The following is a 14,253-nucleotide window of genomic DNA, read 5'->3' as shown; positions in this document are numbered from 1 at the left end:
CCGCCAACCCTATACGCATCGAGGTAGAGATGGCCCCCCGCAACCGCCAAGGGCTTTACGACCCGCGCTCCGAGCGCGATGCCTGTGGATTTGGCATGGTCGCCCAGCTCGACGATCAACCATCGCGCCTGTTGGTTGATACCGCCATCGCCGCGCTTTCGCGCATGACCCACCGTGGTGGCGTGGCCGCCGACGGCCTGACCGGCGATGGCTGCGGCCTGCTGCTGCGCCGCCCCGATGCGTTCCTGAAACTGCTGGCCAGCGAGGCCGGCATCGCCACCACCGCGCGCTTCGCTGCCGGCCTGGTGTTCCTGCCGCACGATGCAGGCGCGGCCCAGGCCTGCCGCGCGCAGCTGCAGGCGCAGGTGGAAGCGGTGGGCTGCAAGGTTGCCGGCTGGCGCGAGGTACCCACCGACGACAGCGTCTGCGGCCAGCTGGCGCGCGACACGCTGCCGCGCATCGAACAGGTGTTCGTCGACGCCGGCGTCGGCCAGGATGATGCCGGCTTCGCGCTGGCGCTGTTCCTGGCCCGTCGCCGCAGCGAGCAGCAGCTGCGCGAACACGCCGACTTCTACGTCACCACCCTCACCCCGGATGCGATCAGCTACAAGGGCATGGTGCTGCCGGACAAGCTCAGCCGCTTCTATCCGGACCTGCAGCGCCGCGAACTGGCCTCCAGCGCGATCGTGTTCCACCAGCGCTTCTCCACCAATACGCTGCCGCGCTGGCCGCTGGCCCACCCGTTCCGCATGCTCGCCCACAACGGCGAGATCAACACCATCGAAGGCAACCGGCGCTGGGCGCAGGCGCGCAGCAAGGTGTGGAAGACACCGCGCTTCGACATCGCCGAGTTCGATCCGGTCATCTCCATGCACGGTTCGGATTCGCAGAGCCTGGACAACATGCTGGAACTGATGGTCGCCGGTGGCATGGAGCTGATCCAGGCGCTGCGCATCCTGGTACCGCCGGCTACCCAGTCGCTGGAATTCAAGGACCCGGACCTGGCGGCCTTCTACGAGTTTCACGGCCTGAACAGCGAGCCGTGGGACGGCCCGGCCGGCATCGTCGCCTGCGACAGCCGCTACGCCGTGTGTACGCTGGACCGCAATGGCCTGCGCCCGGCGCGCTGGATGCTGACCGCCGACCGCCACTTCCTGGTCGCCTCCGAAGCCGGCGTGTGGGAAGTGCCGACCGAACGCGTGGTGCGCAAGGGCAAGCTCGGGCCCGGCGAGATGGTGGCCATCGACCTCAAGCGCGGCGATCTGCTTGACTCGGACGCGGTGGACCGCATCAACCGTGGCCGCGCGCCGTACAAGCAATGGCTGCAGCAGGGCGTGACCTACCTGCAGACCGAACTGATCGACCCGTCGCTGGTGGAAGAGCCCTTCGACGAAGGCACCCTGCGCAGCTACCACAAGCTTTACCAGCTCAGCAGCGAGGAAGTGGAGCAGGTGCTGCGTCCGCTGGCCGAGACCGAGCAGGAAGCCACCGGCTCGATGGGCGATGACACGCCGATGGCCGTCCTCAGCCAACGCAGCCGTCCGCTGTACGACTACTTCCGCCAGGCCTTCGCGCAGGTCACCAACCCACCGATCGATCCGCTGCGCGAAGACTGCGCGATGTCCCTGTCCACCCAGCTCGGCAAGGAGACCAACATCTTCCATGCCGGCCCGGAGACGGTGAACCACGTCATCCTCAATTCGCCGGTGCTGAGCCAGCGCAAGCTGCGCCAGCTGCTGAAGATGGACCAGTACCTGCAGGCCAACCGCCTGCTCGACCTGTCCTACAGCGAAGACGAAGGCCTGCGTGCCGGTATCGAGCGTATCTGCGCCGAGGCCGAGCAGGCCGCACGCGATGGCATGGTGATGCTGTTGCTGTCCGACCGCTACCCGGTGGCCGCGCGGCCGATGGTGCATGCGCTGCTTGCCACCAGCGCCATCCATCACCACCTCTCGCGCCTGGGCCTGCGCTGCGACGTCAACCTGATCGTCGAGACCGGCACCGCGCGCGACCCGCACCACATGGCCTGCCTGCTCGGCTTCGGTGCCACCGCGGTGTATCCGTACCTGGCCTACCAGACCCTGTTCGACCTGGGCCGCCGCGGCATCCTCAAGCTGAGCAAGGGCGGTGAGCAATCGCAGATCGGCCGCCGCTACCGCAAGGGTGTCTACAAGGGCCTGTCGAAGATCATCTCGAAGATGGGCATCTGTACCGTGGCCAGCTACCGCGGTGCGCAGCTGTTCGAGATCATCGGCCTGGAGCCGGAGGTCGTGGACCTGTGCTTCCCGGATACGGCGTCGCGCATCGGCGGCGCCGGCTTCGCCCGCCTGGACGCCGACGCGCGTGAGCTGCGCGCGCAGGCCTGGGACGCGCAGCAGGACGTGGATGTTGGCGGTCTGCTGAAGTACGTGCACGGCGGCGAGTACCACATGTACAACCCGGACGTGGTCACCACCCTGCAGCGCGCGGCGCGCAGCGGTGACCCGCGTGCGTGGCAGCAGTACTGCGATGCCGTGCATGCACGGCCGCCGTCGGCGCTGCGAGACCTGCTGGAACTGGTGCCGGCGGCCACGCCCGTGCCGCTGGATGAAGTGGCGCCTGCCAGTGCCCTGTTCCCGCGCTTCGATACCGCGGCGATCAGCCTGGGCGCCCTGTCGCCCGAAGCGCACGAAGCGCTGGCCATTGCCATGAACCGCCTCGGCGGCCGCAGCAATTCCGGCGAAGGTGGCGAAGATCCCGCACGCTACGGCACGCAGCGGCGCAGCAAGATCAAGCAGGTGGCCTCCGGCCGCTTCGGTGTCACCGCCGAATACCTGGTCAATGCCGAAGTGCTGCAGATCAAGGTCGCGCAGGGTGCCAAGCCCGGCGAGGGCGGCCAGCTGCCGGGTCACAAGGTCAATGAACTGATCGCACGCCTGCGCTATGCGCGCCCGGGCATCGGCCTGATCTCGCCGCCGCCGCACCACGACATCTATTCGATCGAAGACCTGGCCCAGCTGATCTACGACCTCAAGCAGGTCAACCCGACCGCGCTGGTGTCGGTGAAGCTGGTCAGCCATGCCGGTGTGGGTACGATCGCCGCCGGTGTGGTCAAGGCCGGCGCGGACCTGATCACCATTTCCGGCCACGACGGCGGTACCGGTGCCTCGCCGATCAGCTCGATCCGCTATGCCGGCGTGCCGTGGGAACTGGGCGTGGCCGAAGCGCACCAGGCGCTGCTGGCCAACGACCTGCGCGGGCGCACCCTGCTGCAGACCGACGGCGGCCTGAAGACCGGCCTGGACGTGGTCAAGGCCGCGCTGCTGGGCGCGGACAGCTTCGGCTTCGGCACCGCGCCGATGATCGTGCTGGGCTGCAAGTACCTGCGCATCTGCCACCTCAACAACTGCGCCACCGGCGTGGCCACACAGGATGAGCGCCTGCGCGAGAACCACTTCACCGGTCAGCCCGAGCGTGTGGAGAACTTCTTCCGCCTGCTGGCCGAGGAAGTACGCGGCTGGCTGTCGTACCTGGGCGCGCGTTCGCTGGAAGAGATCGTCGGCCGCACCGACCTGCTGCGGCAGATCGAGGCCGCACCGCGCGACGGTGTGCGCGTGGACCTGTCGCGCCTGCTGGCCGACAGCCGCTACGAGGGCAGCCACTGTGCCGCCCAGCGCCTGTACGAATCACCGGACAGCCTGGCCACGCAGATGGACGGCCTGCTGGCGCCGGCCATCGAGCACAAGCGCGGCGGCGAACACCGCTTCCTGATCCACAACACCGACCGCAGCATCGGCGCCCGCCTGGCTGGCGCAGTGGCACGCGCGCATGGCAACCAGGGCATGGCCGAGGCACCGCTGGAACTCCGATTCCGTGGCAGCGCCGGGCAGAGCTTCGGTGCCTTCAATGTCGGCGGCCTGCACCTGGAAGTGGAAGGCGAAGCCAACGACTACGTCGGCAAGGGCATGGCCGGTGGCCGCCTGGTGGTTCGCCCGCCGCGTGGCGCCCGCTTTGAGGCGCGCAGCACCGCCATCATCGGCAACACCTGCCTGTATGGCGCCACCGGCGGCGAGCTGTTCGCCGCAGGTCGCGCAGGCGAGCGCTTCGCGGTGCGCAACTCCGGCGCGCTGGCAGTGGTCGAGGGTGCCGGTGATCACTGCTGCGAGTACATGACCGACGGCGTGGTACTGGTACTGGGCAAGGTCGGCCTGAACTTCGGTGCCGGCTTCACCGGTGGCCTGGCCTACGTGCTGGACGTCGACCGCGATTTCGTCGATCGCTACAACCACGAGCTGATCGACATCCATCGCGTCTCCGCCGAGGGCTTCGAGAACTACCGCCAGCACCTGCACCGCCTGATCGGCCGTCACCGCGAGCTGACCGGCAGCATCTGGGCGCAGCAGATCCTGGACGAGTTCCGCGATTACATCGGCAAGTTCTGGCTGGTCAAACCCAAGGCCGCCAGCATCGAGTCGCTGACCGAAACCCTGCGCCGCGCCGCATAACGGTAGTGCCGGTCGCTGGCCGGCCCCCGGAAAACAACACAGAGCCCGCCATGAGCCGCAAGCACGCCTTCCAGTTCCTCGACCTGCCCCGCACCATGCCGCAGCGCATTCCGGTGGAACTGCGCACCTCCGGCGACTGGGGTGAGCTGTACGGAAAGTTCGGCAAGGAAGACGCACAGTACCAGGCCGGCCGCTGCCTGGACTGCGGCAATCCGTACTGCAGCTGGAAGTGCCCGGTGCACAACGCCATTCCGCAGTGGCTGCAGCTGGTACAGGAGAACCGCATCCACGAGGCGGCCACGCTGTGCCACAGCACCAACCCGCTGCCGGAAGTGTGCGGCCGCGTCTGCCCGCAGGACCGGCTGTGCGAAGGCAGCTGCACGCTGGAGGAATTCGGCGCGGTCACCATTGGTGCGGTCGAGAAGTACATCGTCGATACGGCGCTGGCCACGGGCTGGCGCCCGGACCTGGGCGCGGTGCAGCCGAGCGGCCACAGCGTGGCGGTGATAGGCGCCGGGCCGGCCGGACTGGCCTGTGCCGACCGCCTGGCGCGCGCCGGCATTGCCGCGGTGGTCTACGACCGCTATGAACAGATCGGCGGCCTGCTGCAGTTCGGCATCCCCAGCTTCAAGCTGGACAAGGACGTGATCCATCGCCGCCGCCAAGTGCTCGAGGGCATGGGCGTGCAGTTCCGCCTCGGCGTGGAGATCGGCCGTGACCTCAGCGTGCAGCAGTTGCTGGACAGCCACGATGCGGTGTTCGTCGGTACCGGCGCCTACCGCTATACCGACGGTGGACTCGACGGGCAGGACCTGAAGGGCGTGCTGCCGGCGTTGCCGTTCCTGGTGCAGAACAGCCGCATCGTCGGTGGTGATGATCCGAAGGGCCGGCCGATCGCCGGCTGGGAGGACACCATCGCCCTGCCCGATCTCAACGGCAAGCGCGTGGTGGTGCTCGGCGGTGGCGATACCGGCATGGACTGCGTGCGCAGCGCGGTCCGGCTGGGCGCGGCCAAGGTGACGTGCGCCTATCGCCGGGACGAGGCCAACATGCCCGGCAGCGCGCGCGAGGTCGCCAATGCGCGCGAGGAAGGCGTGCGCTTCCTGTTCAACCGCCAGCCGCTGTCGATCGAAGCCGGTGCCGATGACGAAGTGATCGGAGTGACCGTGGTCGAGACCCGACTGGGCGAGCCGGATACCAACGGCCGCCAGAACGCGGTGCCGATCGACGGCAGTGAATCGCTGCTGGAGGCGGACGTGGTGATCATCGCCTTCGGCTTCTCGCCGACCGTTCCGGCCTGGCTGGCCGAACACGGCGTGGAAGGCCAGTCCAACGGCCGCATCGTGGCCGGGGGCAAGGACCGCCTGCCCTTCCAGACCGCGCACCCACGCCTGTTCGCCGGTGGCGACGCAGTGCGTGGCGCCGACCTGGTGGTGACCGCCGTGGCCGAAGGCCGCGACGCCGCCGCCAGCATCATCCGCCTACTGGCGCGTTGATTCCGGCACCAGCAGCATGGCCAGCAAGCCACGCAGTTCCTGCGCCTCTACCGGCTTGGCCAGGAAATGATCGATGCCTGCTTCGCGGCAGGCCTCGCGGGTGCGGTCCAGCACGCTGGCCGTGAGTGCGATGATCGGGACCTGCGCGCGAACCGTGCAGGCGTCGGCGCGGATGGCCCGTGCCAAGGCGAAGCCATCCATGTGCGGCATATGGCAGTCGGTGATGACCAGGTCGAACGCCCGCGCCTGCCAGGCCTCAAAGGCCTGGCGACCATCGGTGCAGGCGTGCACCTGCAGTCCCAGATCATGCAGCCGCTGCTCCAGCAGATGCAGGTTGGTGGGATGATCTTCAGCCAACAGCACCCGGGCCGATGACAGTGGCCGCGCCGCCTCTACCGGAAGCGGCAACGCCTCCGCAGGCAACTCACAGGCGTCCAGATCCAGTTCCAGCCACACGGTGGTGCCCTTGCCTGGCGTGCTGCGCAGGCAAAGTTCCGCTTCCATCGATGCGGCCAGTTCACGGCAGATCGCCAAGCCCAGGCCACTGCCGCCAAAACGGCGCGTTGTCGATGCCTCGGCCTGGGTGTAGGCAGCGAACACCGCCTGTTGGCGTTCCGGACTGATGCCCACACCGCTGTCACTTACCTGCAGGCGAAGACGTTGGCCGCCCTCGCGCTGCTGCAGCACCTGCACCTGCAGGTCCACGCCGCCCTGCTCGGTGAACTTGAGCGCGTTGCCGGCAAGGTTGAACAGGATCTGGCGCAGGCGCAGGCCGTCGGCCAGCGATCCGGCCTGCAGTTCCGGATCAAGTTCGATCCGCAGATGCAGGCTCCGGCTGGCCGCCACCGGCATCAACAACTGCTGCACCGCGCGCACCAGCGCAGCCACGCTCGTGGGCCGCAGCTGCAGCGGCAGTGCCCGCAGCCGTTGGGTGTGCAGCACATCGTCCAGGATCTGACGCAACATCTGGGCAGCATCACCCACGGTCACCAGCACCTGTTGCTGGCGATGATCCAGACTGCTGCCATCCAGCCGCTCGAGCATGCCCAGCAGGGTGCTCATCGGCGTGCGGATCTCGTGGCTCATGGTTGCCAGGAAGTGGGCCTTGGCCAGCGCTGCCTGCTCGGCCGCACGACGTGCCTCGGCCAGCGCATGGGTGCGCGACTGCTCTTCGCTTACGTCGATCCAGTAGCCACTCCACTCGACGTCGCTGCTGTCCAGGGACAGCGGCCGTCCATGCGAGCGGACCCAACGCCAGCCCTGTGGCGAACGCGTGCGGAAGGTGACGTCGATCGGGCCCCGCGCCAGGGCAGCGGCGTCGACGGTGTCCATCAGCCGCGAGCGGTCATCGGGATGAACCGCTGCCAGCAGGCGCTGTTGATCGATCAGGGCGGTTTCCACGCTGATTCCGAACAGCGCCTGCACATCGCCTGCGATCTGGGGAAAGCTGTAGTGGCCGGTGGCAGAGCGACGCGCTTGATAGACCACCGCTGGCAGGTTCGAGGTCACCTCCTGCAGGCGTTGCGCAGCCCCGTGGCGACGCTCACTCTCGCGATGCACGCGCCAGTAGCCGAAGGCGTACACCAGTACGAGCGCCAGCAGGATCAGCGAAGACGACACCAGCCAGCGCAGCGGCGACAGCGGTGGTTGGGGACGTGGCTGGTCCGGCAGCCACGCGTTGCGGATCGCTTCATGCTCGGCGCCGGAAAGCTGCGAGATGGCCTGGTCGAACGCGCTGACGACACCGGCACAGGCCGGCACGGTGGCCAGCACCAGCGCGTCGTCGATACCCGCCGGCGCGGCGATCACCAGCGGCGTGCCCCGGTAGCTGCGCAGGCCGGCCTCGGCCTCGCCGAGGTTGGCGATCACCGCATCGACCAGGCCCGCTCCCAGCAGGGCCAATCCGTCATCCATCGGCGCAGGCGGCAGCAGCTGTGCACCGGGCGCATGCTCGGCCAGCATTGCGCTCAGCGACACCGCGTCGGGACTGACCACGGTCTTCCCGCGCAGCCCTTCCAGGCCCAGCATCGGCGGCGCATCGCGGCGGCGCACGATCACCTGTGGCAGCTGCTGGTAAGCGGTACTGGCCACCCAGCCCGCCGGCAGCTGCGAGCGCGGCCAACCCAGCAGGGCCTGGATGCCGGCGGGCACCGCACCTTCCGCGACGGCGGCCGATGGCAATGGCTGGGGCTGCAGCAACTGTCGTGCGCCCAGCAGCGCCAGGTATTCCGCGCTGAGCCCTTTCGGCTCGCCCTCTTCACTGGAAGACAGGGGCGCGCGATCGGCGGGCCAGGCAATGCGCAGGGGCGTCCCACACTCCGCAGCCGCGGCGGTAATGGGCGACAGCACGCAGGCCATGACCGCAGCGGCGGCACGCATGCCAGCGACGTTCACGATGGGCATCCTCTTTTCGCGGGCGGAAATGAACGGCCGCGCTGCGGTACCGCTGCCTGTCACGCTAGCGACGCGCGTGCGGGTAGCAATGAAGAAAGTTGTAAAAGCAGCAAGTAGAGGAGATGCCGACATACACTGCCGCTTTCACCCCTACCTGCGGAGCATTCGATGCGCATCGGCCTGGCCGCCAACCGTCTCCATCACCACGACGCGCGCGCCGCCCTGTTCCGCTGGCTGCGCGCCAGCGAACCCGGCCTGCGCGAGCTGGGCGTGTCATTGCATGCGGTCGGCCGCACCCATGACGCGATCGAGCGGCAGGGCTTCCTGGCCGGATACGGGAGCCTGCATCGCTATCCCTACGGTCGCGAGGGTGGCCTGATGAAGCTGGTCGCCGAGGTGGTTGGCATGGGGCCGGAACGGACGCTGGATGGCGCGATCTACCTGATCGATCCGGTCGATCCGTCCTCCGTGTTTCCGGAAGCCACGGCGCTGAAGCGGCAGTGCGTGATCCACGGCAAGCCGTTCATCTCCACCGTGGCCACTGCGCGCGACTGGATCGAGGTGGAACGCATCCACGCCCGCCTGGCCGCCGATGCCGGGGCTGACGACCTGCATGCATTCGAGGAGCAGACGCTGGCGCTGATCGCGCACGACGCGATGAAGCCGGCGATGCTGGCCTTCGCCGACGAGCACTTCGAGGTGCTGGCCCGGTTCGGTGAACGGGTGGCAACCGGTACTACCGGCCAACGTTTGAACGAGCTGGCCTGGAGCCGTGGCTGGCCCAGCGATACGCCGTGGGTGACGCGCTACCAGAGCGGCCCGATGGGCGGTGATGCGCAGATTGCAGACCGCGTGCTGGAAGGGCGCTGCCAGCGCGCGATCTTCTTCGAGGACCCGCATGTGGCGCGCCAGCATGAGGCGGATATCCAACTGCTGGAGCGGGCGGTGACGACGGTGACCGACCAGGCGGTGTGCATTACCGCGCCGCGGGTGGCGGCGCGGTGGGCGGCGGCGGCGGCGTTGCGGGCGGGGTGAGGGTTTCGGCCAACGGCTGAGCCCCTCGTGGTGGGTCGTTCAAATCAGAAGCCGTGCTTGGCCGGGTGGGGTGGTGTAACGGCGCGCGATAAATCGCCCGCAACACGTGAGATAAACGGTGGGGCGCCCATGTTGCGCCCACGGGAATGAAATTGCACGGGGCGGAAGCCGCCCCGTGCCCCGGCCGCACTACCAGGTCGTGTAGATCAACTCCCGCCGCTGCACCGTCTGCCGGCCCATCGTGTAGCGAATCGGCACCACCCTGTCACTGAACTGTCCGAACACTTCCCGCATTGCCGGGTGGTCGTTGATCGTCAGGATGGCCGCGCCCCGCAACCCTGCCATCTGGCGGGCCAGCTCCAGGTACTGCTCCATCCCAAAGGGGGCACCGTAACCCTCGGTCTCCCAATACGGCGGGTCGAGGAAGAACAGGGTGTCGGCGGCATCGTACTTGGCCATGCACTGCTGCCAGGCCAGGTGCTCGACGGTGACTTTGTGAAGGCGAAGGTGCGCAGCGCTCAGATCCTCTTCGATCCGTAGCAGGTTGAGGCCCTTGCCGCCCCTACCGAAACCTGGCGTCTGGCCGGTCGCCTTTCCACCCCAGGCCAGCCTCTGCAGGTAGTAGAAGCGCGCAGCGCGTTGGATATCGGTGAGGGTGTCCGGGTGCTGGAGCTGGCACCAGCGGAACATTTCCCGGCTCGTCAGCGCCCATTTGAACTGGCGGACGAACTCCTCAAGGTGGTTGGCCACCACCCGGTACAGGCGCACCAGCTCGCCGTGACAGTCATTCAACACCTCGGCCCTTGCGGGTTCCCTGGCGAACAGCAGGGCGGCACCGCCGGCGAAAGCCTCGACATAGGTGCGATGAGGCACATCTTCCACCAGGGGCAGCAGGTGAGGCAGCAGGCGGGTCTTCCCGCCCGGCCAGGGGAACAGCGTGGTCGTCTTCATTCTCAGCCTCTGCGATGGTTCTGGGCGAGGCTCGTCTCCCCCGCGCGGGGAGCAGGGCCTCGGCCAATGGCACGCGGGCTGTACGCGTGTGTTGCGGCGCCAGGTGGGCAGTTGGAGCTGCCTGCCTGGCGCCCTGTTTCAGTTCTGGAGAGGGGCTCGTTCCTGCCCGGCCGCGCTTTCAGGCAGGGCCGGTGGTACCGGCCACGCACAGTTGGGGAAGCCGGCCCGCTCTGGCAGATCACGAAGCTCCTGCCGATAGGCCGCCCAGGCCAGCTTCGCCGCCGGATCGAGTGGACTGTCAGGCGCCTGGGTCCAATCAGTGGCTCGCAGACGCTGGGACCGCTCCAGCCTGACCTGGTCGGCGCTGATCCGCAGCAGAAGTGAAGCAGGAATCGAGGGCATAGCCGTCTCGCCCGGCAGAAGCTCCATCTCCTCACGGATTGCGCGGTAGCCGGTGCCAGTGACCGCATACATTTCAACGTTCATAGACATATCCGAAGACATCCACGTAGGCCGATCCAACTGGTGTGGTGGTCAGCCAATAGGTCATTGTCTGCGAGCCATCAAGCGGATGAGGAACCATCGCCGTCGAATCACGGCGAACCAGGTACACGGCATCGTTCGGCTGGCTTGGAGGCCCTACAGCGCTGTCGTCGCTCGTTCCCGTACCCATATTGGTGTCTGTGAAGTTGTAGATCTGAACCGTTGCAAGCCTCGAGGTCGACGGCACCACGGCTGCCAAAGAGATGCTGGTTTCAGATGTGGCGGTGCCTTGCGAGAGAACGCGGAAAGGGGGATTAGCCTGCGCATTCTTGTAGGCGATTGTTGTCCCGGTCTGCGCAAAATTGAATATGGCGCCAGCCGCATTGGTTCGAAAGCTGCCGATGTACCGCCTAGTGGTATCGCCAGTCTTGGCGCGAGCGGTCCCGCTGTACGGAGCGGCCGGCGCGGCCGTCACAGCCTCCACAGTGGGCGTCGCGCCATTGAGGTACAGGTAAAGGTGGTACCAGGTGTTGGCCGCAAGCGTGAGCCCGCTCAAGGTCAGTGCAGCCGGAACCTCGATCGCTCGCTGCAAGGACGGAATCCACGCGCTACCGCTGGAAACCCGGACAGAAGCCGTCCCGACATACTCCATCTGCAGGCCGAGGATGTGGCCAGCCATCGTCCACAGGCCAGCTCCGGCAGTGACCGATGCCGCACTGGCGGCGGCGAGTTGGGAGAGTTTGACGTCAGGCATTGGAATTACTCCAGGATGATCGGGTCGCCGGCTTCGGTGACGATGCGGTCGCCCGCTTCGGTCACCAGCTGGGCGCGGTAGAGGAAGGTGTGCTGCAGGCGCTGCCAGCTGGTGAAGCCGTCGCGGACGGCCTCGATCTCAACCCGCAGGGTCTTGCCGCCGCTGCCGACCGGCGGCAGGTAGCTGTCGGTCGTGGCCGTGATGCCGGCCTGCGTGCGCACCAGGGTGTCCTGCAGGTACCAGCGGGCGGAGTACATCGTGCCCGGCTCTGGGCCGATGCTCGCCTGCTCGGAGTCCACCAACTGGTCGGCCTGCAGGAGACGGTCGCGGTGCGCCCAGGTGGCTACGACTGTGCCGCCATTGCCCCAGGCCTCGGCCGGGTAGGCATCGCCGTTGATGCGCAGCCGTGCCGGCGGGTAGGGCCGGATCTGGCGCCGACGCATCGTCAGCGCGATCGCCGTGGCAAGATCCGGGGTCAGCTCGCCCTGGCTGGTGCGGGTGATCAGCTTGGCCTGAGGGGATTCGTTGGCCAAGTACTCGCGGCCATCGAAACCTACGTACTCATCGGTGAACCATACCCTCGTGCCCACGGCGTGCGGCATCGGCACGGTATCTACGCAGCCACGGGCCACGGTCAGCGTCGCCGCAACCGGATCGATCGATACCACTCGGACCAGCTCGTCATCGATCAGCGCCTCGGTGCCTACCTCGATCATGTCCAGGCTGATGCCGGCGGACATCGTGATGGCCGTCGTTGTAGCCGTCATCGCGTTGATCAGCAGGCCGGTAGGGGCGAAGTCGGCCGCGCCTGTCTCGGCGAACGCCGCGCTGCCGAGCCGTGTCTGGAGCGTGTAGCCGAATGCCACCGAGGACGGCCGCACGCCGATGGAGGTCAGGTAGCCGGCATCGGCCGAGACGGCAGACAGCTCCGTTGCCCCAAGAGTGGTAGCCAGGTCGCGGTAGCTGGCCTCCTGCAGGCGCTGCGCCGTGACCGGCTTGGGCTTAGTGTCAGGCTCCACCCAGGCACTGTCCGAAGGCTGGATGTAGCTGGCTGAAGCCATGCCGTCGACGTCCTGGACGACGGTGAGCACCACGGCCGTTTCAGTCTGTGTGCCCCCGTCGACGTCCAGGATACGCACCGGCATACGGGCCACGCCGCGCCGTGGCCACGACAGAGCGCGGATCTGGCCGCGCTTGAAGGGGCCAGCATCCTGGCGCACGCGGATCTTGACCCTGCAGGGCAAGCTGCTCACCGCCGCCACTTCGCGCGCCGCCACTCGCCCCGCAAGTGCAGCGTTCCACAGGCCCGGATAGCTCTTCCGAGTGTTGACCACACGGCCTTGGGCCTGAACGCTGGCGAGGTTCTGATACGTGACAGCGGCGTCTTTGTTGGTGGCGATATCCCGGTAGACGACGGTGATCTCGTTGACGCTGTTTTCCAGCATCGGCTGCTGCCACTCCAGCAACTCCATGATCTGACCCGGCCCGATCTCTTCCAAGGTGGCCGGGTCATAGTCCGGCCTGACCAGCACCAGCTCAGTCAGGCCGGTCACCGGATCTTCGATGCGCATGCCACCGACGTGGTCGCACACCATGTCCATGAATTCGCCCGCTGGAACCGATCGGGACCACTTCAGGCACAGGCCGAACCCTTCATCCTTCAATGTCTGGGCCGCCTTCAGGAAGCTCGCCTCGTTGATCACGTCGATCGGGTGGCCCATGCCCTCAGTGCGCACCTGATAGATGATGTGGGCCGCGTTCATGCCCTCATCAATCTGCACCAGGTCACCCTGCCAAAGCCCCTTCTTCCAGCCTTGTCGCCAGCGCGAGACCTTCTTTGTCCAGTTCTTGATGTACGGGTTCATGGCCGACACCTGGCCATTGAAAACCGTCGTGAACAGGCCGCGTGCCGCTGGCCACGGGCCGGGCACAAGCGACTGCAGGTAGGCGCTGGGCATCTGGGTAGGCTCGCCCATGCGCACCTCCAGCGTGCCTACGATGCCACCTTCGCCCTTGTCGCCGCCGAAGACCTGGGGCGCGGAAATGGCGATGTTCCCGGAAGATGAGACGTTTCCAGCCCACACCACGCGATCGCCAACACGAATTTCTCGCAGTGCATCGACCGGGCCAAGGCATTCCCCCATGTAGATACCCATGTAGTAGCGGTAGCCGACGGTCTGTTTCTTGCCACTACCCACGGTCAGCCTCCTGGCGAGCGATCGCGGCCAGGCGCTGGGCAAACGCGTCGTCAAGCGCTTCGAACTGCTCCACCGGCAGGCCTTCATCCAGGAACCGGCGAAGATCCAGCCCGTGACGCTCCATCCAGGTGCGGATGCCGGCGGCGCACAGCACACCGCTTTGCTCGCCCAACTTGGCCGCGCGTGCGTGTTCGACGGTAACCAGTACAGGACGATCCATCACTTCTTGCCGCCCTTGACCTTGATCGGCGATGTACGCAGATCGCCGTAGAAAAGCACGTTGGGGTCGTCGATCCAGTTCGTCCCGAAGATCATCGCGCATTCGCGGCCGTCCTCAGCGGTGGGGACATTGAAGTCCTCCAGAGCGGCCGGTTTCGGCACGGCTGGCTTGGCCCGGAAAACGATGCTCATTACCAGCGACACAACCAACGCGGCTATCTGAAACCACATGTGCTATT

At 67.0% G+C, this 14,253-nt stretch carries 10 protein-coding genes; 3 read left to right on the top strand and 7 right to left on the bottom strand.

The genetic code is table 11. The annotated features are described in order from the left end of the window. Positions 1-29 precede the first annotated feature (29 nt). Positions 30-4,484 carry a glutamate synthase large subunit gene (gltB, locus tag ACZK0Z_RS00560; RefSeq protein WP_197633664.1) on the top strand — a complete coding sequence of 1,485 codons (4,455 nt, stop codon included), beginning with the start codon at positions 30-32 and terminating at the stop codon, positions 4,482-4,484. A gap of 50 nt (positions 4,485-4,534) precedes the next feature. Next, positions 4,535-5,980 carry an FAD-dependent oxidoreductase gene (locus tag ACZK0Z_RS00555; RefSeq protein ID WP_049430900.1) on the top strand — a complete coding sequence of 482 codons (1,446 nt, stop codon included), beginning with the start codon at positions 4,535-4,537 and terminating at the stop codon, positions 5,978-5,980. Here ACZK0Z_RS00555 and ACZK0Z_RS00550 read toward each other — a convergent pair. Next, positions 5,966-8,374, bottom strand: a complete 2,409-nt coding sequence (locus ACZK0Z_RS00550; protein ID WP_197633665.1) for an ATP-binding protein — start codon at positions 8,372-8,374, stop codon at positions 5,966-5,968. The two genes, ACZK0Z_RS00555 and ACZK0Z_RS00550, sit on opposite strands and share 15 nt — an antisense overlap. A 168-nt stretch (positions 8,375-8,542) precedes the next feature. Between ACZK0Z_RS00550 and ACZK0Z_RS00545 the strand changes: the two genes are divergently transcribed. Next, the gene (locus ACZK0Z_RS00545; protein ID WP_197633666.1) at positions 8,543-9,409 is read left to right on the top strand and encodes a methylglyoxal synthase; all 867 of its coding nucleotides are present in this window, start codon (positions 8,543-8,545) and stop codon (positions 9,407-9,409) included. A gap of 189 nt (positions 9,410-9,598) precedes the next feature. On the opposite strand, the gene ACZK0Z_RS00540 is transcribed toward ACZK0Z_RS00545, so the two are convergent. The 6 genes from ACZK0Z_RS00540 to ACZK0Z_RS00515 all read right to left on the bottom strand — a co-directional run bounded on the left by ACZK0Z_RS00540 (position 9,599) and on the right by ACZK0Z_RS00515 (position 14,206). Continuing rightward, positions 9,599-10,360: a DNA adenine methylase gene (locus tag ACZK0Z_RS00540; protein WP_414547077.1), complete on the bottom strand. Its 762-nt coding sequence runs from the start codon at positions 10,358-10,360 to the stop codon at positions 9,599-9,601. Between the two features lie 138 nt (positions 10,361-10,498). Next, positions 10,499-10,846, bottom strand: a complete 348-nt coding sequence (locus tag ACZK0Z_RS00535) for a tail fiber assembly protein (RefSeq protein ID WP_478449365.1) — start codon at positions 10,844-10,846, stop codon at positions 10,499-10,501. Then, the gene (locus tag ACZK0Z_RS00530) at positions 10,836-11,597 is read right to left on the bottom strand and encodes a hypothetical protein (protein ID WP_197604365.1); all 762 of its coding nucleotides are present in this window, start codon (positions 11,595-11,597) and stop codon (positions 10,836-10,838) included. Before ACZK0Z_RS00530 ends, ACZK0Z_RS00535 begins: the two co-directional genes overlap by 11 nt. A gap of 5 nt (positions 11,598-11,602) precedes the next feature. Continuing rightward, positions 11,603-13,837 (bottom strand): hypothetical protein, encoded by a 2,235-nt coding sequence (locus ACZK0Z_RS00525; RefSeq protein ID WP_478449363.1) that lies wholly within the window; start codon positions 13,835-13,837, stop codon positions 11,603-11,605. Beyond that, complete coding sequence (locus ACZK0Z_RS00520; protein ID WP_197604361.1) at positions 13,788-14,015, bottom strand: hypothetical protein; 228 nt, start codon at positions 14,013-14,015, stop codon at positions 13,788-13,790. The genes ACZK0Z_RS00525 and ACZK0Z_RS00520 overlap by 50 nt, the downstream gene beginning before the upstream one ends. Then, on the bottom strand, positions 14,015-14,206 hold the full coding sequence (locus ACZK0Z_RS00515) for a hypothetical protein (protein WP_414547080.1): 192 nt from the start codon (positions 14,204-14,206) through the stop codon (positions 14,015-14,017). Before ACZK0Z_RS00515 ends, ACZK0Z_RS00520 begins: the two co-directional genes overlap by 1 nt. Positions 14,207-14,253 lie beyond the last annotated feature (47 nt).

This window comes from Stenotrophomonas sp. 116085_Sma (assembly GCF_056479585.1).
The sequence above is the reverse complement of the archived record's forward strand: the minus strand, read 5'-3'. Positions and strand labels throughout refer to the sequence as shown.